Source organism: Bradyrhizobium sp. th-b2 (assembly GCF_000426785.1).
Taxonomy (GTDB): domain Bacteria; phylum Pseudomonadota; class Alphaproteobacteria; order Rhizobiales; family Xanthobacteraceae; genus Bradyrhizobium; species Bradyrhizobium septentrionale.
In genome coordinates this window covers 170,178-190,626 of sequence record NZ_AUGA01000014.1, presented here as the reverse complement: position 1 = coordinate 190,626, position 20,449 = coordinate 170,178, and the positions used below count along the sequence as shown (strand labels likewise).

The following is a 20,449-nucleotide window of genomic DNA, read 5'->3' as shown; positions in this document are numbered from 1 at the left end:
AATGATCGGCGTCGTAGGCCGTATCAGCCATAACGACCTCGGCAGGCAATCCCTCGATCAGTTCGGCAGCTTGCGGCGCGTCGCCCTTCTGGCCTGCGGTCAGCGTGAACCGCACCGGGCATCCCAGGCCTCGGACGGCCAGATGTATCTTGGTGCTCAGGCCGCCGCGCGAGCGGCCGAGCGCTTGATCTTCAGACCCCCTTTTTTCGCTCCGGCGGCGTGCTGATGCGCCCGGACGATGGTGGAGTCGACGATCAGATATTCGAAGTCCGGATCGTCGACATCGCCTCGAAAATCCGTGCCCAAACTCCCTTGATGCTCCACCGGCTAAAGCGCCGGAACACGCTGTTCCAGTCGCCGAACGCCTCCGGAAGGTCACGCCAGGGAGAGCCTGTGCGCACGATCCAAAGTACGCCTTCCACAAACATCCGGTTGTCGCGTCCCGTTGAGCCCTTCTGGTCAGGCCGACCGATGATCAGCGGCGCCATCCGCTCCCACGCCGCATCGCTCAAAACCAACCGCTCCATCACACCCAAGACTGCCTCCCAAAAGCAGCTTTGAATCTGATTTGCTCCTAAAAAGGAATCCCTAGAGTCCACACCACCTAGCGCAGCGTAATCCGCCATCTTCTCGTGCCGTCGCGAACGGCGGATTACGCCTTCGGCTAATCCGCCCTACAGCACCCGGAATGATGTCGGGAAAGCTGCGACAAACTAACCCGACAGGCAAATCAGCGAAAGCTGTCAATCCCAGGACGCAAATCTCGGGCGCATTGCGCCGCGGAGAATGTCGATACATGTTTGCCGGCGGCGCTCATATTCGATGTCGTCCCGGGCAAGCGCAGCGCGACCCGGGACCCATAACCACGAATGGTTATCGTCGTGCGACGCTGGGGCCACAGCTCATTTCAACAACACGACCCTGTGGTTATGGGTCCCGGCCTTCGCCGGGACGACGGCTGTAGGACGGCAGCATCCGCCCTTGACAATTATTTTAAGTATAAAATAATATCCGGCATCGGCTCGCTGGAGAAATGCCCCCAACCCGCCGAAGCCAACGGGAGAACGCCATGCGCATCGTTTGCATTGGAGGCGGGCCGGCCGGGCTCTACTTCGGCATCCTGATGAAGATGCTTGATCCCGCGCACGTCATTTCCGTGGTCGAGCGCAACCGGCCCTACGACACCTTCGGGTTCGGCGTGGTGTTCTCGGATGCGACCATGGACAACATGCGCAAATGGGACCCGGTCACCGCTGACAAGATCGAGCAGGCCTTCAACCATTGGGATGACATCGAGGTCCTGATCAAGGGCCGGCGGATGCGCACCACCGGCCACGGCTTCGTCGGTATCGGCCGCAAGCGGCTGCTCAACATCCTGCAGGCGCGGGCCGAGGAACTCGGCGTCGAGCTGATCTTCGAGCGCGAGGTCAATTCCGATCTCGAGTTTCCCGACGCCGATCTGATCGTGGCGTGCGACGGCGTGAACTCAAAGGTCCGCACCAAGTACGCCGAGACCTTCCAGCCCGACATGCTGATGCGGCCGAACCGCTATATCTGGCTCGGCACCGTCAGGCCGTTCGACGCCTTCACGTTCGACTTCCGCAAGACCGAGCACGGCTGGTTCCAGGCGCACATCTACAAATTCGAGGAGGGCGCGGCGACCTTCATCGTCGAGACCACCGAGGAGGCGTATCTCGCCCACGGCCTCGACAAGATGGAGCAGGGCGACTCCATCGCGTTCTGCGAGAACGTGTTCGCCGAGATTCTTGAGGGCCATCATCTGGTCTCCAATGCGCGGCATCTGCGTGGCTCGGCCTGGCTGTCGTTCCCGCGGCTGATCTGCGGCAAATGGACCGCGTTCAACGGCAGCAGCCAGGTCGTGCTGATGGGTGATGCCGCCCACACCGCGCATTTCGCGATCGGCTCGGGAACCAAGCTCGCGCTGGAGGACGCGATCGAGCTCACCAACCAGTTCAAGATCCACGGCGCTGTCAGGGACAGCATTCCGGCGGTGCTGAAGGCGTATGAAGAGCTGCGCCGGGTCGACGTGGCGCGGATCCAGAACGCCGCGCGCAACGCGATGGAATGGTTCGAGGTGGTCGGCTCGCGCTATGCTGATACGCTGGAGCCGGAGCAGTTCATGTATTCGCTGCTGACCCGCTCGCAGCGCATCAGCCACGAGAACTTGAGGCTGCGCGACAAGGCGTGGCTCGAAGGCTATGAGCGCTGGTTCGCGGAGCGGAGCGGCGTGCCTGCCACCAACGAGCGCGTCACGCCGCCGATGCTGACGCCTTTCCAGATTCGCGGCCTGTCGCTCACCAACCGGATCATCGTCTCGCCGATGGCGATGTATTCGGCCGAGGAGGGCGTCCCGAACGATTTTCATCTGGTGCATTTCGGCTCCCGCGCGCTCGGCGGCGCCGGCCTGTTGTTCACCGAGATGACCTGCGTCTCGCCGGAGGCGCGGATCACGCCCGGATGCTGCGGGCTGTGGAACGACGAACAGGCCGCGGCGTACAAGCGCATCGTCGACTTCGTGCATCGCAATTCGGGGGCCAAGATCGGCATCCAGCTCGGCCATGCCGGCCGCAAGGGCTCGACCCGGGTTGCCTGGGAGGGCATGGACGAGCCGCTGCCTGAGCACAACTGGCCGCTGGTGTCGGCCTCGTCGGTGCCTTACCTGCCCGACGGCCAGGTGCCGGAGCCGATGAGCCGCGCCGAGATGGACGAGGTGCGCGAGCAGTTCGTCGCGGCGGCCAGGCGCGCCGCAAGCGCGGGCTTCGATATTCTGGAGCTGCACTGCGCCCACGGCTATCTGCTGTCGAGCTTCCTCTCGCCGCTGACCAACCGCCGCACCGACGCGTATGGCGGATCAATCGCGAACCGCGCGCGTTATCCGCTGGAGGTGTTCCGCGCCATCCGCGCGGTATGGCCGGACGACAAGCCGATGTCGGTCCGCCTGTCGTGTCACGACTGGGCCGAGGGTGGCAACACGCCCGAGGATGCGCTCGAATTCGCAAAGCTGTTCAAGAAAGCGGGTGCGGATCTGATCGACTGCTCCTCAGGCCAGGTCTGGGCCGACGACCATCCGGTCTATGGCCGGCTCTACCAGACGCCGTTCGCCGACAAGATCCGCAACGAGGTCGGCATCGCCACCATCGCGGTCGGTGCGATCTCGGAAGCGGACCATGCCAATTCGATCATCGCCGCCGGCCGCGCCGATCTCTGCGCCATTGCGCGGCCGCATCTCGCCGATCCGGCCTGGACGCTGCACGAGGCCGCGAAGATCGGCGTCAAGCAGATCGCCTGGCCGAAGCAGTATCAGTCGGGCAAGTCGCAATACGAAGCCAATCTCGAGCGCGCATCCGCAGGAGTGAAGCCATGACCCGGTTCTGGCCCAATGCGCATGCGCTGGTCACCGGTGCCGGTTCCGGGATCGGCGCCGCGACCGCGATTGCACTGGCGAAGGCCGGCGTCCGCGTTAGTATCGCCGGGCGCCGGATCGACGCGCTGAAGGCGACGGCGGCCTTGCTCGGCAAGAACACGGGCGCGGTTGTCGCGATCGACGTGACCGATGAAGCGGCGGTGACCAAGGGTGTCGCGCAGATCGAAGCCGCGGCCGGCCCGATCGATATCCTCGTCAACAATGCCGGCAAGGCCGCCAGCGCGCCGTTCGACAAGACGAATGCGGCGCTGTGGGCCGATATGCTGGCAAGCAATCTCTCCAGCGTGTTCTTGGTGACGCAGGCGGTGCTGCCAGGGATGGCGCAGCGCGGCCGCGGGCGCGTGATCAACGTGGCCTCGACCGCGGGCCTGACCGGTTACGCCTATGTCTCGGCCTATGTCGCGGCCAAGCACGGTGTCATCGGCTTCACGCGTTCGTTGGCGCTGGAATATGCGCGGCGCGGCGTGACCGTGAATGCGGTCTGCCCTGGCTACACCGATACGCCGTTGGTGGCGGATGCCGCCGCGAACATCGTCGCCAAGACCGGCCGCAGCGAGCAGGAGGCGCGCGCGACGCTGGCAAAAGTCAATCCAATGCAGCGGCTGGTCACGCCGGAGGAGGTCGCCGACAGCATCCTCTGGCTGGCGTCCGAGGCTGCATCGTCAATCAACGGACAAGCCGTGGCGGTCGCCGGCGGCGAAGTCCTTACCGGGTGAAGGAACAGATCATGTCCGAGATGAAAGCAAAGCTCCGGCCGTTCAAGGATTATCCCGCGAAGCACTTCCGCTGGTCCACCGATGTGAGCGGCCGTGTCGCCACCATCACGCTGAACGGGCCGGACAAGAAGAACCCGCTGACCTTCGAGTCCTACGAGGAGCTGCGCGACCTCTTCACCAATCTCAAATATGCCTCCGATGTCCGCGCCATCGTGCTGACTGGCGCCGAGGGCAATTTCTGCTCCGGCGGCGACGTGTTCGAGATCATCGAGCCGTTGACGCGGATGGCGATGCCGGACCTGCTCGCCTTCACCCGGATGACCGGCGAGGTGGTGCGGGCGATGCGCAAATGCCCCCAGATCATCGTTGCCGCGATCGACGGCATCTGCGCCGGCGCCGGCGCCATGCTGGCGCTGGCGTCCGACCTGCGGCTGGCGACGCCGCAGGCCAAGACCGCATTCCTGTTCACCCGGGTCGGCCTGGCCGGCGCCGACATGGGCGCGTGCGGATTGCTTCCGCGTGTGATCGGGCAGGGCCATGCTGCCGATCTGCTCTACACCGGCCGGGCGATGAGCGCCGAGGAAGGTTTCACATGGGGCTTTCACAATCGCCTGGTGCCGCCGGCGGAGCTTGCCGGCGCCGCGCACGAACTGGCGCGCTCGCTCGCCGATGGACCGTGGTTCGCGCATGGCGTGACGAAGACGATGTTCAACCAGGAATGGGCGATGGGCGTCGACGAGATGATCGAGTCGGAAGCGCAGGCGCAGGCGATCTGCATGGTGACGGGTGATTTCCGCCGCGCCTTCGAGGCCTTCGCCGCCAAGCAGAAACCCGCCTTCGAGGGCAATTGAGATGATCGAGATCCTGCAACCGGACGGATGGGCGAAGCCGATCGGCTACGCCAACGGCATGGCCGCGCGCGGCAAGCAGATCTTCATCGCGGGCCAGATCGGCTGGAACGGGCAATGCGTGTTCGAGACCGACGATCTCGTGGCGCAGATCGCCCAGACCCTGCGCAACATCGTCGCGGTCGCCGCCGCCGGCGGGGCCGGGCCCGAGCACATCGTGTCGATGACCTGGTACCTCCTCGACCGCAAGGAATATTCCGCGCGGCTGAAGGAGATCGGCGTCGTCTATCGCGACGTCATCGGCCGGAGCTTTCCGGCGATGACGGCGGTGCAGGTTGCCGGCCTGATCGAGGACCGCGCCAAGGTGGAGATCCAGGCCATCGCGGTGGTGCCGGATTGATCGGAAAGGCCTAGGGTAGTCCGTCATCCTGAGGAGCGCGGAACGCGCGTCTCGAAGGATGCACGGCCCGGCTGGTGGCCGTCGACCCTTCGAGACGCCGCTTCGCGGCTCCTCAGGGTGACGGTGAAGGAAGGGGATCTGCTGAGCCAATGTTAATCCTAAGGCGAAACAGCGTGGATTGGCCAAGGCTCGCGGCGGCAAACCCGCTTGCGGCCAGACAAGCGGGCGTGCGACCCTAGGCGCAGCTACAAAAACGTCCTGTTGTGAGTGGAGTAAAGGACGATGAAGGTGATTATCGTCGGAGGCGGAATCGGAGGCCTCACCACTGCGCTGATGCTGCGCTCGCGCGGCATCGCTTGCGAGCTGTATGAGCAGTCGGAAACGATCCGCGAACTCGGCGTCGGCATCAACACATTGCCGCATGCGATCCGCGAACTGGCGGGGCTTGGCCTGCTCGACAAGCTCGACGACGTCGCGATCCGCACCTATGAGCTGTTCTACCTAACGCGGCACGGCCAGCAGGTCTGGCACGAGAAACGCGGGCTCGACGCCGGGCACGATGTGCCGCAATTCTCTGTTCATCGCGGCCGCCTTCAGGGCGTGATCCATCAGGCCGTGATCGACCGTCTTGGCGCGGATGCGATCCGCACCGGCTGCCGGCTCGGCTCGTTCACGCAGGACGAGGGCGGCGTCTCGGCCCATTTCTTCGATCGAAGTGGCAGCCATGTGCACACCGCGCGCGGCGATATCCTGATCGGCGCCGACGGTATCCACTCCAAGGTGCGCGAGATGCTGTTTCCGGATGAGGGCGGGCCGTGCTGGAACGGGCTAATGCTGTGGCGCGGCGCCACCGATTGGCCGGCCTTCCTGACCGGGCGGTCGATGATCATCGCCGGCGGGCTGAACGCCAAGGCCGTGATCTATCCGGTCGCGCCGGGCTCGAGCCCGGCGAGCCGTCTCACCAACTGGGCGGTGCTGGTGCGGATCGGCGACGGCTCTTCGCCGCCGCCGCGCCGCGAGGGCTGGTCCAATCTCGGCCGGCGCGACGAGATGATGCCTTACGTCACTGGTTTCACGATCCCGCAGGTCGACTTCACCGGCCTGATCAACGCGACGCCGGAGTTCTGGGAGTACCCGTGCTGCGACCGCGATCCGCTGCCGTACTGGTCGAGCGGCCGCGTCACGCTGCTCGGCGACGCTGCGCATCCGATGTATCCGGTCGGCTCGAACGGCGCCTCACAGGCCATTCTCGATGCGCGCTGCCTTGCTGATGCGCTGGCGCGGGCCGAACATCCGCGCCAGGCGCTGGCCGGCTATGACCGGCAGCGGCTGCCGATGACCGCCGACATCGTCGCCTCCAACCGCCGCGGCGGGCCCGAGGGCGTGATCGACGCCGTCGAGCAGCTCGCGCCGCAGGGGTTTACCGACGTCGACACCATCCTCAATTACGAGGCGCGCGAGGCGATCGTGCGCGGCTATGCCGCGAAGGCCGGCTTTGCCGCGCGCGTGGTGGCGCGGCAGTAGCGGGGGACTGCTGAAGGAGGACGACGCTCCCAAGCCCGGTTCGGATCGTTGACCCTCCTGGTGGAGACGCAACACCCTATCCGTCACCCTGAGGAGGCCGCAACGCGGCCGTCTCGAAGGGTCGACGGCCACCAGCCGGGCCGTGCATCCTTCGAGACGCCGCTTCGCGGCTCCTCAGGATGACGGAGAGAGGCCGGCTTTGCCGCGCGCGTGGTGGCGCAGCAATAGCGCCAAAGGAGAGGCTTACGCCGGAGGCGGCGGCAGGAAGTGGATGTTGTGCTCGGCGGCGAGCCGCACCACGTCATCCGGGTTCTGTTCCTTCATGTTGTGGATCGCCCAGAACAGGTCGTAGAGCCTGCGGGTCGGTGACACCCAGAACAGCGTCTTGGCCGGCTGCTGCGACTTGTTGAAGATGCCGTGCGGCTTGCCCATCGGCAGGCGTACTAGGTCACCAGGCGTGGCGGATTCATCGGCGCCGTCGAGCATGAAGTCGAGCTTGCCCTCGAGGATGTAGAGGTACTCGTCCTGATCGGGATGGATATGCGGAGGGACGAAGGTGCCCGGCGGGAAGGTGGCGTGCCAGGAGAAGGAATGCTCGCTACGCGTCTTCGGCACGTAGGTCTGGCCAAGGATGCTCCAGGAGATGCCCTGGATGCCTTCATTGGCGCGGGTGATGCCGGCGATCTCGTCTTTCATCGTCATGTTTCCCTCGCTTTGTTTGGCGCGTTTTCTTCACGCGAACCGGTGTCCACTTCGCTTGAAAACGCTTTGAGTGTCTTACTTGGCGGCGCAGTCCTTGGCGTAGCGGTCGCCGTAGTTCGAGAACACCTTTTCGACGATCTCGGTCTGGAATTTGCCGTCCGGCCGCTTCGCGACCTTGGTGAGGTAGAAATCCTGGATCGGATAGCCGTTGGTGTTGAACTTGAAGTTACCGCGCAGCGAGGTGAAGTCGGCCTTCTTCAGTGCCGCCGCGACCGCGTCCTTGTTGGAGAGGTCGCCCTTCACCGCCTTGACCGCGCTGTCGATCAGGAGCGCCGCGTCATAGGCCTGCATCGCATAGGTGCCGGGCACGCCGTTGTAGGCCGCCTCATAGGCCGCGACGAACTTCTTGCTCCTGACATTGTCGAGGTTGGGCGCCCAGTTCGCGCCGCCGAACATGCCGACCGCGGCGTCCTGCTGCGCAGGGAGAGTGGATTCGTCGACGGTGAAGGCGGAGAGCACCGGCACGGTGGCGCCGGCCTGCTTGTACTGCTTCACGAGGTTCACGCCCATGCCGCCCGGCATGAAGGTGAACAGCGCGTCCGGCTTCAGCGAGGCGATCTTGGAGAGCTCGGGCTGGAAATCCAGCGTGTTAAGCGGCGTGTAGGATTCCTCGACGACCTCGCCCTTGTAATCGAGCTTGAAGCCGGCGACGGAGTCGCGGCCGGCCTGATAGTTCGGCACCAGCAAATAGACGCGCTTGTAGCCGCGGTCCTGCGCCACCTTGCCGAGGATCTCGTGCACCTGATCGTTCTGGTACGACGTCACATAGAAGAACGGGTTGCACTCCTTGCCGGCGTAGCTGGAGGGGCCGGCATTCGGGCTGATCAGGAAGGTCTTGCTGTCGGTGACCGGTCGGTGGATCGCCTGCAGAATATTGGAGAAAATCGGGCCGACCACGAAATCGACCTTGTCGCGCTCGAGCAGGCCGCGCACCTTGACCACGGCGCCGTCGGGCTTGAGCTCGTCGTCGGCGTTGACGATCTCGACATCGCGGCCGGCCATCTTGCCGCCGAGATCCTTGATCGCAAGCGCAAAGCCGTCGCGGACCTGCTGGCCGAGCCAGCCGTCGCGGACCTGCTGGCCGAGCGCGGCGGCCGGCCCCGAGGTCGTCACCAGCACGCCGATCTTGATCTTCTCCTGCGCGGCCGCCGGGCTGACCGCAATACCCAGCAGCGCCGCCAATCCCGCGAGCTTCGTCAATTGCTTCATCTCACTCCCCCAACCACTGGCTTGGTGCCTCGGCTTCAACTTGTTTGGCCTTAGCTTAGTCTGACGCGCGCGACCGCTGCAAGCGATGTGGCATCGCGTCAAGGCGATCGTCGCGCAGCATGCACACGCCGCACATGCAAGCGCCGCGCCAATTGCTTGAAGTTTAAAGAAATTGCAGGATCGGCCTGATGTAGCAGGCAAGATTCGCATTTGTCCTTGCGGGGCGCCGCGAATTGCTTGAAGCTCAAAGCAATCGGTCCGACCGGAACTCGCTGTAGAGGCGCGATCGCCGCATGATCCTTGATTCCGAAACCAAAGCCGTCGAACTGCCCGACGATCACGGCACCGAGCTCAGGCTGTGGCTGCGGCTGCTGACCTGCACCACGCTGATCGAAGGCGAGGTGCGCAGCCAGCTGCGCGAGAAGTTCGACGTCACGCTGCCGCGCTTCGACCTGATGGCCCAGCTCGACAAGGTATCCGACGGCATGACGCTGTCGGATCTGTCGAAGCGGATGATGGTGTCGAACGGCAACGTCACCGGACTGGTCGAGCGCCTGGTCGAATCAGGCCATCTCGATCGCCGCACCTCGGAGACGGACCGCCGCGTCCAGTTCATCCGGCTGACTAAGCTCGGCCGAGCGGAATTCCGTAAGATGGCAGCCGAGCACGAGAAATGGATCGCCGACATCTTCGGCGACCTCTCGCCGAAGGACATCCGCGAACTGATGCGGCTGCTCGCCAAGGCCAAGGGCTCGGCGCAGCGCTCCGCCAAGGCGAGGACCGCGTAGCGCTGTGACCGGGCTCGATTACGAGGTCGAGTACAACAACCGGGCGCGGGTGCCGGAGAATCCGGCGCTGATGGCCGGCTGGGCGAGGGACTCCGCGGCCTATCGCGAGCAGCACCCGCCGCGGCGGCTGAGCTATGGTCCGGGCAGCCGCAACGTCATCGACCTGTTCGAAGCCGATCGTGACGGGCCACTCGTCGTCTTCATCCATGGCGGCTACTGGCAGGCGCTCGACGGTTCGTCATCGAGCCACTGCGCGCGCGGCCTCAATGGCCACGGCATCAGTGTGGCAGTGCCTAGCTACGATCTCTGCCCCGACGTCTCGGTCGGCGATATCATCGAGGAGATGCGCGCGGCGTCACGCGAACTGGCGAAGCTCGGCCGGCCGCTGGTCGTGTCGGGACATTCCGCGGGCGGACATCTTGCCGCATGCATGCTGGCGACCGATTGGCCGGCCTACGATGCGTCGCTGCCGAACAACCTGGTCAGGGCTGCTTACGCGATCTCCGGCCTGTTCGAGCTCGAGCCGCTGGTCGGCACCTCCATCAACAAGGCACTCGGCCACGATGGCGCTGCGGCAAGAGCGGCGAGCCCGCTGTTCTGGAAAGCGCCTGCGGGCTTGACGCTCGACGCCGTCGTCGGCGGCAACGAGAGTGCCGAATATCACCGGCAGAGCCGGACCATTGTCGATGCCTGGGGCAAGGCGGGCGTGGCGACGCGCTACGGCGTCGTGCCCGATGCCAATCATTTCACTGCGATCGCACCGCTTGCCGACCCGGGATCGACGATGGTCGCGCGGCTGAAGCAGCTCACACAGATCTGAGGCTCGGGAGGGGCGCGGCTATTTCCACGCCATTTCCACCCTTGCGCCAAATTATTTTAAGTATAAAATGATTGGCGATTGGAACGCTGCCGGGCGTCCTCGATCTTCTCGATATTGGTCTTGGTGGACAAGATCTTGGCCTTTCTGGATGGAAAGCGAGGGGCAATCGAATGTCAGGTGAATTTCCCGGGCTCGGCCCATCCGGGCATGTTGACGATTTCGCACGGCGCAACCTGCCGCCAGTCGAGCAATGGCCGCAGCTGCTGCTCGATCGGCCTGAATTCAGCTATCCCGACTATCTCAACGCCGCAGTCGAGCTGACCGACCGCATCGTCGAGCAGGGCATGGGCGATCGCATCGCGCTGATCGGCAACGGACGTCAGCGCACCTACAAGGAATTGACCGACTGGTCGAACCGCTTGGCGCATGCGCTGGTGGAAAATTACGGCGTCAAGCCCGGCAATCGCGTCCTGATCCGCTCGGGCAATAACCCGGCGCTGGTCGCGGCCTGGCTCGGGGCGACCAAAGCGGGCGCCGTCGTCGTCAATACCATGCCGATGCTGCGCGCGGGCGAACTGGCCAAGATCGTCGACAAGGCCGAGATTGCGCTGGCGCTGACCGACAGCCGTATCGCGGACGAACTTGTGGCCTGCGCCAAGACCAGCAAATTCCTCAAGCAGGTCGTCAATTTCGACGGCACCCAAAACCACGATGCCGAGCTCGACCGGATCGCGCTGAACAAGCCGGTGAAGTTCGATGCGGTCAAAACGGGTCGCGACGATGTCGCGCTGCTCGGCTTCACGTCGGGCACGACAGGCGAACCCAAGGCGACGATGCACTTCCACCGCGACCTCCTGATCGTGGCGGACGGCTATGCCAGGGAAGTGCTCAAGGTGACGCCCGACGATGTGTTCGTCGGCTCGCCGCCGCTTGCCTTTACCTTCGGCCTAGGGGGGCTCGCGATCTTCCCGCTGCGCTTCGGTGCCACCGCGACGCTGCTGGAGAACGCGGCGCCGAGCGAGATGGTCAGGATCATCGAAACCTACAAGGCGACGATCTGCTTCACCGCACCGACCGCCTATCGTGCGATGATGGCCGCGATGGACAAGGGCGCCGATCTGTCGTCGCTGCGGCTCGCGGTCTCGGCCGGCGAAACGCTGCCGGCGCCGGTGTTCGAGAGCTGGACGACGAAGACCGGCAAGCCGATCCTCGACGGCATCGGCAGCACGGAGCTGCTGCACATCTTCATCACCAATCGCACGGGCAGCGCGGTCGGCGGCACCACTGGCACGCCTGTCACCGGCTACCAGGCCAGGATCGTCGACGAAGACATGAACGAGCTGCCGCCGGGCCAGGTCGGCAAGCTGGCGGTTCGCGGCCCGACTGGCTGCCGCTATCTCGCTGATACCAGGCAGACCAAATATGTCCGCGGCGGCTGGAACATCACCGGTGACGCCTTCGTCAGCGACGAGAACGGCCGGCTGTCGTTTGTGGCGCGTGCTGACGACATGATCATCTCGGCCGGCTACAACATCGCAGGTCCCGAGGTCGAGGCCGCGCTGCTCGGGCATCCCGATGTCGCAGAGTGTGCCGTGGTCGGCGCGCCCGACGAGGAACGGGGACAGATCGTCTCCGCCTTCATTGTGCTGAAGCAGGGCGCCCGCAACGACGATATCGAGGTCAAGTTGTTGCAGGATCACGTCAAGGCGACGATCGCGCCGTACAAATATCCCCGCGCGATCGCCTTTGTCGATGCGCTGCCGAAGACCCAGACCGGAAAGATCCAGCGCTTCAAGCTGCGAGAGGCTAGTTGAGAGCAGGGCGACGGCCGCGGCCGCCGCCCTCGAGAGTTCAATGCGCGCCGGCGCCGCCTGCCGCGCTCTTCGGCTTGCCGGTCAGAACGATCGCGATCGCGGCCAGCACCAGCACGACCCCGATCACAGCAAACGCATCACTGAAGCCGAGCACCAGCGCCTGGCGTTTCACGATATTGCCGATCGCCACGATCGCCTGGCTGTGTGCGGTGGCGGGGTCCGAGATGCCGTGGCTGAGGAAGTAGTTGGTGATCTCGGCGATCCTGGTGCGCACCTCCTCACGGCCGAGATGGACGGACTGGCCGATGATGTTGGAGTGGAACTGCTCGCGCTTGGTGACGATGGTCGCGAGCAGCGCCGTGCCGATCGCACCACCGAGGTTGCGCATCATGTTGGAGATGCCGGAGGCTGCCGGTGCATCCTGCGGCGCGACGCTGCCGAGGCTGATCGCGGACAACGGCGCCAACGTAATCGCCTGGCCGACGGCGCGGACGATGTTCGGGAAGAAGAACTGGTCGCCGGAATAGTCGAGCGACATCTGAATGTTCATGAAAGAGGAGACCGCGAACAGCGCCATGCCGGTGAACGCGATCAGGCGGGCATCGAAGCGCTGCATCAGCATCGGCACCAGTGGGATCAGGATCAGCTGCGGCAGGCCGGTCCAGGCCAGCACCTGGCCGATCTGCTCGGCATTGTAGCGCTGCACCTGGCCGAGATAGGCGGGCAGCAGGTAGACCGATCCGAACAGCGCGAAGCCGACGAACACTGACGAGATTGTGCCAAAGCCGAAGCTGCGCTGGGTCAGGAGCCGCAGCCGGAGCAGCGGCTTCTCGACCACAAGCTCGATCCAGACGAACAAGGTCAGGCTGACGGCTGCGATCACCGCGAGCTTGACGATGAAGGGCGAGCCGAACCAGTCGTCCTTGTTGCCTTCCTCGAGCACGGCCTGCAGCGACGACAGGCCGATCGCCATCGTGATGATGCCGAGCCAGTCGCCCTCGCGGAGCAGATGCAGCTGCATCGGCTGGCGTTCGAGCGTGAAATAGAGCGTGATGACCATCACCGCGGTCGGGATCACGTTGACGAAGAAGATGGTCTGCCAGCCATAGTTCTCGGTGAGGTAGCCGCCGATGGTTGGGCCGATCGCCGGGGCAAAGGTCACGGCGAGCGCGAACATCGCCAGCCCAATCGGCTGCTGCGGCTTCGGCAGCTTGGTGAACACCAGCGTGAACGCCATCGGGATCAGCACGCCGCCGAAGTAGCCCTGCAGGCCGCGCATCGCGATCATCGACGGCAGGTCGTGGGTGAAGGCACAGGCGACCGAAAAGATCGCGAACAGCGTGGCGTGTACGATCATGATCTTGCGGAACGAGAACACGCGGCTGAGATAGTCGGTCAGCGGGATCACCACGATCTCGCCGATCAGGTATGAGGTCGAGATCCAGGAGCCATTGTCGACGCCGGTGCCGATGCCGCCCTCGATGTTGAGCAGCGAAGCGTTGGTGATCTGGATGTTCAGGATCGCCATGAAGGCGCCGATCATGGCTGCCAGGATCGAAATCCAGACGGTCACGCTGGCGCGGTTCGGATCGACGGCCGCGGCGCGGGGCGCGGGGGAGGAGAGCGCGAGGTCGGACATGACATCACCTATTTGAACGAGGCGACAGCGAGTTTCGGGGTGGCCTTGGCGTGCGGAGCGTCCTCGGCAGGATGTGAAAGCGTCGCGATGGACGGGATCACGGACATGCCCGGCCGCAGGTCGACGGAAGTTGCGTCAAGCACGATCTTCACCGGGATGCGCTGCACCACCTTGGTGAAGTTGCCGGTGGCGTTGTCAGGCGGCAGCAGCGCGAATTCCTGACCGCTGGCGGGCGCGAGGCTGTCGACATGGCCGCGCACGACCTGACCGGGGAACATGTCGACCTCGATCTCGACCGGCTGGCCCTTGCGGACATTGGTGAGCTGCGTCTCCTTGTAGTTCGCGATCACATAGGCGCCGGTGGCCGGCACCAGCGACATCAGCTGCGTGCCGGCCTGGACGTACTGGCCGGTGCGCAGCGTGCGGTTGCCGACCACGCCGTCAATCGGCGCGGTGATGGTGGTGTAGCTGAGATTGAGCTCTGCCTGGTGTTGCAGGGCGGTGGCCCGTCCCAACGCCGCGACCGCCTGGGCGATGTCGGCCTTGAGCAGTTCCACCTGGCGCTGGGCGGAGGCGAGGTTCGCGGTGTCCCGAGCGATCGCCGCCTGCGCGCTGGCGTAGCGCGACTGCGCCTGCTGCGCGTTCTGCACGCTGCCGTAGCCGGTGCCGGCGAGGTCGGTGTAGCGCTTGTTCTCCTGCTCGGCGAAAGTCTGCGTTGCGGTGTCGACATCGAGCGTCGCACGGGCCGCTTCGATCACGGAATGCTGCACGTCGAGCTGCGCGCGCTTGCTGGTGATCGCAGCTTCAGCGGCGGCGACGTCGGCCTTCGACTGATCGAGCGCGACCTTGAAATCGCGCTCATCGATCCGCGCCAGCATCTGGCCGGCGTGCACGCGCTCATTGTCGCCGACCAGCACCGCGCTGAGATAGCCGGAGACCTTGGGCGCGATGGTCGTGTTGTCGGCCTTCACATAGGCGTCGTCGGTCGAGATCTGAAAGCGGCCGACCGTCCAGTAATCCCAGCCATACCAGACGCCGCCCGCGACAAGGGCGAGAGCTGCGCCGGTCAGCAGCAGACGGCGAAGCTTGCCTTTGGCGGCAGGGGCCTTCCCGGCCACCGGAGGTGTGATCAACTGCTTGGCGGTCTCGGCCGGAACCTGGCTCTCGGCCTTGAATGATGTCTCATGCTGGCTCATGGCGGCGCTCCTGATCCGTTCTATCCCGTTGTAAAATCTTGCCGATTTCAGCGGCGGCCGGCGGGTTAATTAGGAAACTTGATATTTTCCAAAATAGCGCCCATATTGGGGCTGTCAATAGAATGACAGGCATCATCTAAAAGCATGGCTCGGATCGACCGATGAACGGAAACGGCAAAGGTCAGGCAGGACCTCAGGCAGGACAAAGCGCGGCGGCACCGGAGCGGCGCGGCCGCGGGCGGCCGCAGCTTCGTTCCGATGACGAGACGCGCGCGCTGATCTATGAGGCCGCGCGGCGTGAGTTCTCGGAACGTGGCTTCGCTGCGGCCAACATCGCCGACGTGGCCTGCCGCGCCGGCGTCTCCACCAAGACACTCTATCGGCTGATCCCGACCAAGCTCACGCTGTTCGAAGGCATGGTGACGGACAGGGTGGACCGGTTCCTGTCCATCGTGAATCTCGGCGCCTGCGACGGCCGCAATATTGCGGCGGCGCTGGAGGCCGCCTTGCTGAGCTGCGCCGAGCTCATTCTCGATGGCGAGGTGATCGCGCTGCAACGGATCATCCTGGCCGAGAGCGACAAATTCCCCGACATTGCCGAGACCTTCTACGAAAAGGCCATGCAGCGCACCGTCGCCGCGCTGGCGAATTGGCTTGGCGTGCAGCAGAGGCGGGGGCGGATCGTATTGGACGATGCCGAGACTGCCGCCGGCATGCTGCTCGGCATGCTCGTGTTCAAGCCGCAGCGCGACGTCATGTTCGGGCACAAGCCGCCGCCGGCACGCAGCGAGATCGAGGCGCGCGCCAGGGCCTGCGCGGCGCTCTTCCTGTCAGGATGCGCGGTGCCGGCCGGCCAGACCAGCAAGCAGAGTGGAGACGCGTGATGCCGGAGCCGGTGCCGACCTACACCGTCGAGGCGCAGATTTCGCGCGACGACCAGGCCAAATGCCAGGACGTGCTGACGCGCTGGATGGCGGCGCTCAATCGCTACGACGCCGCAGCCATGGATGCGCTGATGCACTTCCCGCATGTGCGGATCGCGGGCGGCGTGGTCACGGTCTATCAGCAGGGCGGCAGCAATCCGATGGACCTGTTCGAGCGGCTGCGCAAACAGGACGGCTGGCACCACAGCGCATGGAACGAGACGACGCTCGTGCAGTCCTCGCCGGCGAAAGCCCATTACGCCGTTCGCTACACGCGTTATCGCGATGACGGATCGATCATCGGGGTCTACGATTCGCTTTACGTGCTGAGCCTGCTCGACGGCGCCTGGAAGATCCAGAGCCGCTCGAGCTTCGGGCCTTGAGCAGGCCGCGCTACTTTGGCGTTACTTGGCCGCCGCCGATGCAGGCGGCTGGGCCAGCACCTGGCGGATCATCCGGGCCAGATCGGATTTGCGATAGGGCTTCGGCAACAGCGTCACATCAGGGTCGAGACGGCCGTGATGGATGATCGCGTCCTCGGTGTAGCCGGACGTGAAGAGCACGCGCACTGACGGCAGCTTCGCGATCACGGCATCGGCCACCTGCCGGCCGTTCATGCCGCCGGACATGATGACATCGGTGAACAGCACGTCGCAGACGAACCCGTTTTCGACTGCAGCCAACGCTTCCGGGCCGTTGGCGGTGACCATCGTGTGGTAGCCAAGCTGCTCTAGCTGGGCGCTGACGTAGTTGCGGACCAGCGGATCGTCCTCGACGACCAGGATGGATTCCTGGCCGCCCCGCGTGTCGACCAGAGGAGCCGGCTCGACGTCGACCATGTCGCCGCTGCTGCGCGGCAGATAGAGCTTGATCGACGTGCCGTGGCCCTCTTCGGAATAGATCTTGAGGTGGCCGTCGGACTGCTTGATGAAGCCGTAGACCATGCTGAGCCCAAGCCCGGTGCCCTTGCCGGTGTCCTTGGTGGTGAAGAACGGTTCGAACACTTTTTCGCGGATCCCCTCCGGGATGCCGGCGCCGGTGTCGCTGACCGCGACCATCACATATTCGCCCGCCCGCGCATCGAGATTGGCGGCGGCATAAACCTCGTCGAGGATGACGTTGCTGGTCTCCAGCATCAGCTTGCCGCCATCGGGCATCGCATCGCGGGCATTGAGGGCGAGATTGAGCAGCGCGGTCGACATGTGGTTGGGGTCGATGAAGGCCGGCCAGGCGTCGGGCTCGAGCGCGGTATCGATTTCGATCTGCTCGCCGAGCGAGGGGCGCAGCAGCCGCGCGGTGTCCTGCACCAGCGTGTTGAGGTCAGCTTCACGCGGTTGCAGCGGTTGCTGCCGCGAGAACGCCAGCAAATGCTTGGTCACCTCGGCGCCGCGAAATGCCGCGTCGCTGATCATTTTCGTCACTGATGAAAGCGCGGCATCGTGCTCCACGGCCTCGGCGAGGATGTCGATCAGGCCAGTGATGACGGTCAGGATGTTGTTGAAGTCGTGCGCGATGCCGCCGGTGAGGTGCCCGACAGCCTCCATCTTCTGCACCTGGCGCAGCTTCTGCTCGGCTTCGAGCTGTTCGCGGGCGGCCTCGACCTCGCGGGCGCGCATGAAGATTTCCGCTTCCATCTGCTCGGTGCGCTCGCGCAGCAGGTCTGTCAGCTTGTCCTGCTCGACGCCGCGCTGCTTCAACTGGATGAAGCTGGTGACGTCCTCGACCCGATGGATGATGTAGGTGAACTGCCCGCTCGGCCCGAGCACCGGCGAATTGCGCGGGCTCCAGTAACGTTCCTCGAAGCCGCCGCCCTCCGAGTCGGGCTTGCGGATATCGTATTTCTGCACCGACATGGTGTCGGGGCGGCGGAACTGCACCACGCGCTCGAGCGAGGCGCGCAGGTTCCGCACGCCGTCGGCGGCCGGATCGTCCGGATTATCGGGAAAGACCTCGAACAGCCCGCGCCCAAGGATCGCGGCGCGCTCGGTCTTGGTGGCACGCAGATAGGCGTCGCTTACTGCCACGATGCGGAAGTCGGGCTGGGTCAGCACCAGATAGAGGCCGGGCGCCGCCTCGAATAACGCCTTGAAGTCAGGCATCGGCGGGGACTGGTTCTGCAGTTCATCCTCCCTTGGGGGATACGGTCAGGTGGCCGCACTCAAGATGTGACATGCGCCTCGCGGAACTTCAATGCCTAACATACGGCGCCACCTCGTTTTTCTCGATCGCGCGTGCATCGCGGCAACGCGCGGCACTAGCGCGAATTCGGCAGATAGCGCCAGCCCTCCTTGCCGAGGAAGTCCAGCATGGCCTGCGCGGGCGGCAGCAGGATCTTGTCGACGCGCCTGATTGCGTGCCACTGCCTGACGATCGGCAGGCCCTTCACCTTGAGCACCACCAGCCGGCCGTCCTCGAGTTCGTGGAACACCGTGTGCTGGGAGATGAAGGCGATGCCGAGCCCGGCCATGACGGCCTGCTTGATGGTCTCGTTGCTGTCCATCGCCATGCCGAGCTTCGGCTCCAGTCCGACCCGCTCGAAATATTGCTGCATCAGCATCCGCGTGCCCGATCCCTGCTCGCGGGTGATGAAGGTCTCGTTGGCGAGCTCCGATGTGGCGACGTGCCGTCGCCGCGCCAGCCGATGATCGGGCGCGGCGATGATGAAGTGCGGATGCCGGCCGAGCGGCTTCATCTCGACCTCGACATCGGCCGGCGGCCGGCCCATCACCGCGATGTCGAGATCGTAGCCGCGCAGCGCGTCGCGGATCTCCTCGCGGTTGCCGATCCTGAGCGTGACCTCGATCTTGGGAAAGCGGCGCGAGAACGCCGCGATCGCGAACGGCACGAAGTATTTCGCGGTCGAGACCGCGCCCATCGCGACGCGGCCGCCGCTGCGGCCTGCGATCATGTCGAGCGACTGCTCGCAGTCCTTGAGCGCCGCCTCGATCCGCTCGACCAGCGTCAACACATGCGCGCCGGCATCGGTCAGCGCCATGCCGTCGCCGGTGCGCTGGATCAGCGGCAATCCCGCGAGCGCCTGCAGGTTGCGGAGCTGCAGCGTCACCGCCGGCTGCGTCAGGTTGAGCTGGTTGGCCGCCGACGTGATCGAGCCGGCGCCGTGCACGGTGGACAGCGCACGCAGCTGGCGGATGGTGAGGTCCCGCGAGAAGTTCCCGGCCACGACAAGCTCCATAAGAAATACTTTGCCCGGACCAAAGATAATAAAATTTCCCTAATTCGGCAAATCGCGCGTTGATACGGCGAAGGCGACTCCCTGTGGTCGCCTCTCGACACCTCGGGACAGAGGGCGATCAAAGGGAGAGGCCGGTGGAGATTCGTCCTGCATTGCATGCCCATCTGGAGTGGCCGACGCAGCACAACCCGTTGCGTGCCGCGACCGTTGCGGTGATCGAAGCCCTTGCCGGTGCCGCGATCGAGCTCTCGCGCATCATCGCCGCCGGATCGCTCGCCGGGATCGGCGGGGAGAGCGGCGGCGTCAATCCCGACGGCGATCGCCAGAAGACCATCGACATCGTCGCCGACCGCCTGATGCGCGACGCGCTGCGCACTGCGCCGGTCGCCGCGGTGCTGTCGGAGGAGGTCGAGCTGCCGGAGACGCTCGATCCCGATGCGCCGCTCTGTGTCGCGATCGATCCGCTCGATGGATCCGCGAATCTCGAAAACAATATCTCGATCGGCACGATCTTCTCGATCCGGCCCAAGGGAAACGACCTCATCTCGACCTTCTTCGAGCCCGGCACGGCGCAGTGTGCCGCCGGCTGCTTCATCTACGGTCCGCAGACCGTGCTGGTGCTGGCGCTCGACCAGTGCGTCGACTGCTTCACGCTGGACCCGCGAACCGGCGAGTTCGTGCTGACGGCGCGTGACCTGCGGGTGCCGCAGGATGCCTCGGAGTTCGCCATCAATGCCTCGAACCGGCGGCACTGGAGCGGCCCGGTGCGCAGCTACATCGACGAGTGCCTCGCCGGGGTGAACGGCGAGCGCGGGCGGGACTACAACATGCGCTGGATCGGCTCGCTGGTGGCGGAAGCCTACCGCATCTTGATGCGCGGCGGCGTGTTCCTGTATCCGGCGGATGCGCGCCAGGGCTACCGCGAAGGCCGGCTGCGCCTGCTGTATGAGGCGCATCCGATCGCGCTGATCATGGAATGGGCGGGCGGCGCCGCGTCGAGCGGGCGGTCGCGCATTCTCGAACTCTCGGCACGTACGCCGCATCAGCGCGTGCCCCTGATCATGGGATCGGCGCGCGCCGTGCGCGACGTCGATGCGATCCACCTGACCGTCGAGCCGTTGTTCGAGAGCAGCGATGCCCCGCTGTTCGCGCGGCGCGGCCTGTTCCGCTGA

At 65.0% G+C, this 20,449-nt stretch carries 17 protein-coding genes and 1 pseudogene; 11 read left to right on the top strand and 7 right to left on the bottom strand.

What is annotated here, in order from left to right:
* Positions 1 to 536, bottom strand: a pseudogene (locus K359_RS52345) (IS5 family transposase); the annotation flags it as partial.
* 533 nt (positions 537 to 1,069) lie between these two features.
* On the opposite strand from K359_RS52345, the gene K359_RS0118710 reads away from it, so the two are divergent.
* The 5 genes from K359_RS0118710 to K359_RS0118690 all read left to right on the top strand — a co-directional run bounded on the left by K359_RS0118710 (position 1,070) and on the right by K359_RS0118690 (position 6,933).
* Entirely contained in the window at positions 1,070 to 3,385 is a 2,316-nt protein-coding gene (locus K359_RS0118710; RefSeq protein WP_029080728.1) for a bifunctional salicylyl-CoA 5-hydroxylase/oxidoreductase, read from the top strand.
* Positions 3,382 to 4,161 (top strand): SDR family NAD(P)-dependent oxidoreductase, encoded by a 780-nt coding sequence (locus K359_RS0118705; RefSeq protein ID WP_029080727.1) that lies wholly within the window; start codon positions 3,382 to 3,384, stop codon positions 4,159 to 4,161. Before K359_RS0118710 ends, K359_RS0118705 begins: the two co-directional genes overlap by 4 nt.
* Positions 4,162 to 4,172: 11 nt before the next feature.
* Entirely contained in the window at positions 4,173 to 5,012 is an 840-nt protein-coding gene (locus tag K359_RS0118700) for an enoyl-CoA hydratase family protein (RefSeq protein WP_029080726.1), read from the top strand.
* A gap of 1 nt (position 5,013) precedes the next feature.
* Entirely contained in the window at positions 5,014 to 5,409 is a 396-nt protein-coding gene (locus tag K359_RS0118695) for a RidA family protein (protein ID WP_029080725.1), read from the top strand.
* A 282-nt stretch (positions 5,410 to 5,691) separates the two neighbouring features.
* Complete coding sequence (locus K359_RS0118690) at positions 5,692 to 6,933, top strand: flavin-dependent oxidoreductase (RefSeq protein WP_029080724.1); 1,242 nt, start codon at positions 5,692 to 5,694, stop codon at positions 6,931 to 6,933.
* A gap of 243 nt (positions 6,934 to 7,176) precedes the next feature.
* Here K359_RS0118690 and K359_RS0118685 read toward each other — a convergent pair whose 3' ends face one another.
* Together K359_RS0118685 and K359_RS0118680 are read right to left on the bottom strand one after the other, a co-directional pair.
* A complete protein-coding gene (locus tag K359_RS0118685; protein WP_029080723.1) occupies positions 7,177 to 7,629 on the bottom strand; it encodes a cupin domain-containing protein in 453 nt (150 codons plus the stop codon).
* 81 nt (positions 7,630 to 7,710) lie between these two features.
* Positions 7,711 to 8,904, bottom strand: a complete 1,194-nt coding sequence (locus tag K359_RS0118680; protein ID WP_029080722.1) for an ABC transporter substrate-binding protein — start codon at positions 8,902 to 8,904, stop codon at positions 7,711 to 7,713.
* 293 nt (positions 8,905 to 9,197) lie between these two features.
* Between K359_RS0118680 and K359_RS0118675 the strand changes: the two genes are divergently transcribed.
* From K359_RS0118675 to K359_RS0118665, 3 genes are all read left to right on the top strand, one after another.
* Positions 9,198 to 9,692 carry a MarR family winged helix-turn-helix transcriptional regulator gene (locus tag K359_RS0118675; protein WP_029080721.1) on the top strand — a complete coding sequence of 165 codons (495 nt, stop codon included), beginning with the start codon at positions 9,198 to 9,200 and terminating at the stop codon, positions 9,690 to 9,692.
* Positions 9,693 to 9,696: 4 nt separating this feature from the next.
* On the top strand, positions 9,697 to 10,512 hold the full coding sequence (locus K359_RS0118670; protein ID WP_029080720.1) for an alpha/beta hydrolase: 816 nt from the start codon (positions 9,697 to 9,699) through the stop codon (positions 10,510 to 10,512).
* Positions 10,513 to 10,682: 170 nt separating this feature from the next.
* Positions 10,683 to 12,326 (top strand): benzoate-CoA ligase family protein, encoded by a 1,644-nt coding sequence (locus K359_RS0118665; protein WP_029080719.1) that lies wholly within the window; start codon positions 10,683 to 10,685, stop codon positions 12,324 to 12,326.
* Between the two features lie 37 nt (positions 12,327 to 12,363).
* Here the strand turns inward: K359_RS0118665 and K359_RS0118660 are convergent, their stop codons facing one another.
* The gene (locus K359_RS0118660) at positions 12,364 to 13,965 is read right to left on the bottom strand and encodes a DHA2 family efflux MFS transporter permease subunit (RefSeq protein WP_029080718.1); all 1,602 of its coding nucleotides are present in this window, start codon (positions 13,963 to 13,965) and stop codon (positions 12,364 to 12,366) included.
* Between the two features lie 8 nt (positions 13,966 to 13,973).
* The gene (locus K359_RS0118655) at positions 13,974 to 15,161 is read right to left on the bottom strand and encodes an HlyD family secretion protein (protein WP_029080717.1); all 1,188 of its coding nucleotides are present in this window, start codon (positions 15,159 to 15,161) and stop codon (positions 13,974 to 13,976) included.
* Positions 15,162 to 15,322: 161 nt separating this feature from the next.
* Between K359_RS0118655 and K359_RS52340 the strand changes: the two genes are divergently transcribed.
* Together K359_RS52340 and K359_RS0118645 are read left to right on the top strand one after the other, a co-directional pair.
* Positions 15,323 to 16,045, top strand: a complete 723-nt coding sequence (locus K359_RS52340; RefSeq protein WP_051346199.1) for a TetR/AcrR family transcriptional regulator — start codon at positions 15,323 to 15,325, stop codon at positions 16,043 to 16,045.
* The gene (locus K359_RS0118645) at positions 16,045 to 16,467 is read left to right on the top strand and encodes a nuclear transport factor 2 family protein (protein WP_029080716.1); all 423 of its coding nucleotides are present in this window, start codon (positions 16,045 to 16,047) and stop codon (positions 16,465 to 16,467) included. Before K359_RS52340 ends, K359_RS0118645 begins: the two co-directional genes overlap by 1 nt.
* Before the next feature lie 21 nt (positions 16,468 to 16,488).
* Here K359_RS0118645 and K359_RS0118640 read toward each other — a convergent pair whose 3' ends face one another.
* Both K359_RS0118640 and K359_RS0118635 read right to left on the bottom strand, forming a co-directional pair.
* Entirely contained in the window at positions 16,489 to 18,183 is a 1,695-nt protein-coding gene (locus tag K359_RS0118640; RefSeq protein ID WP_084518442.1) for an ATP-binding protein, read from the bottom strand.
* Positions 18,184 to 18,338: 155 nt separating this feature from the next.
* Entirely contained in the window at positions 18,339 to 19,265 is a 927-nt protein-coding gene (locus K359_RS0118635; RefSeq protein WP_029080714.1) for a LysR family transcriptional regulator, read from the bottom strand.
* A 152-nt stretch (positions 19,266 to 19,417) separates the two neighbouring features.
* Here K359_RS0118635 and K359_RS0118630 point away from each other — a divergent pair, with 152 nt between their 5' ends.
* The gene (locus K359_RS0118630; RefSeq protein WP_371261167.1) at positions 19,418 to 20,449 is read left to right on the top strand and encodes a class 1 fructose-bisphosphatase; all 1,032 of its coding nucleotides are present in this window, start codon (positions 19,418 to 19,420) and stop codon (positions 20,447 to 20,449) included.

Excerpts from the sequence above, each read along its gene's own strand:
- K359_RS0118675 (WP_029080721.1), top strand. The coding sequence starts at position 9,198 with ATGATCCTTGATTCCGAAACCAAAGCCGTCGAACTGCCCGACGATCAC.
- K359_RS0118700 (WP_029080726.1), top strand. The coding sequence starts at position 4,173 with ATGTCCGAGATGAAAGCAAAGCTCCGGCCGTTCAAGGATTATCCCGCG.
- K359_RS0118705 (WP_029080727.1), top strand. The coding sequence starts at position 3,382 with ATGACCCGGTTCTGGCCCAATGCGCATGCGCTGGTCACCGGTGCCGGT.
- K359_RS52340 (WP_051346199.1), top strand. The coding sequence starts at position 15,323 with ATGAACGGAAACGGCAAAGGTCAGGCAGGACCTCAGGCAGGACAAAGC.
- K359_RS0118655 (WP_029080717.1), bottom strand. The coding sequence starts at position 15,161 with ATGAGCCAGCATGAGACATCATTCAAGGCCGAGAGCCAGGTTCCGGCC.
- K359_RS0118660 (WP_029080718.1), bottom strand. The coding sequence starts at position 13,965 with ATGTCCGACCTCGCGCTCTCCTCCCCCGCGCCCCGCGCCGCGGCCGTC.
- K359_RS0118690 (WP_029080724.1), top strand. The coding sequence starts at position 5,692 with ATGAAGGTGATTATCGTCGGAGGCGGAATCGGAGGCCTCACCACTGCG.
- K359_RS0118645 (WP_029080716.1), top strand. The coding sequence starts at position 16,045 with ATGCCGGAGCCGGTGCCGACCTACACCGTCGAGGCGCAGATTTCGCGC.
- K359_RS0118710 (WP_029080728.1), top strand. The coding sequence starts at position 1,070 with ATGCGCATCGTTTGCATTGGAGGCGGGCCGGCCGGGCTCTACTTCGGC.
- K359_RS0118640 (WP_084518442.1), bottom strand. The coding sequence starts at position 18,183 with ATGCCTGACTTCAAGGCGTTATTCGAGGCGGCGCCCGGCCTCTATCTG.
- K359_RS0118685 (WP_029080723.1), bottom strand. The coding sequence starts at position 7,629 with ATGAAAGACGAGATCGCCGGCATCACCCGCGCCAATGAAGGCATCCAG.
- K359_RS0118695 (WP_029080725.1), top strand. The coding sequence starts at position 5,014 with ATGATCGAGATCCTGCAACCGGACGGATGGGCGAAGCCGATCGGCTAC.
- K359_RS0118665 (WP_029080719.1), top strand. The coding sequence starts at position 10,683 with ATGTCAGGTGAATTTCCCGGGCTCGGCCCATCCGGGCATGTTGACGAT.
- K359_RS0118680 (WP_029080722.1), bottom strand. The coding sequence starts at position 8,904 with ATGAAGCAATTGACGAAGCTCGCGGGATTGGCGGCGCTGCTGGGTATT.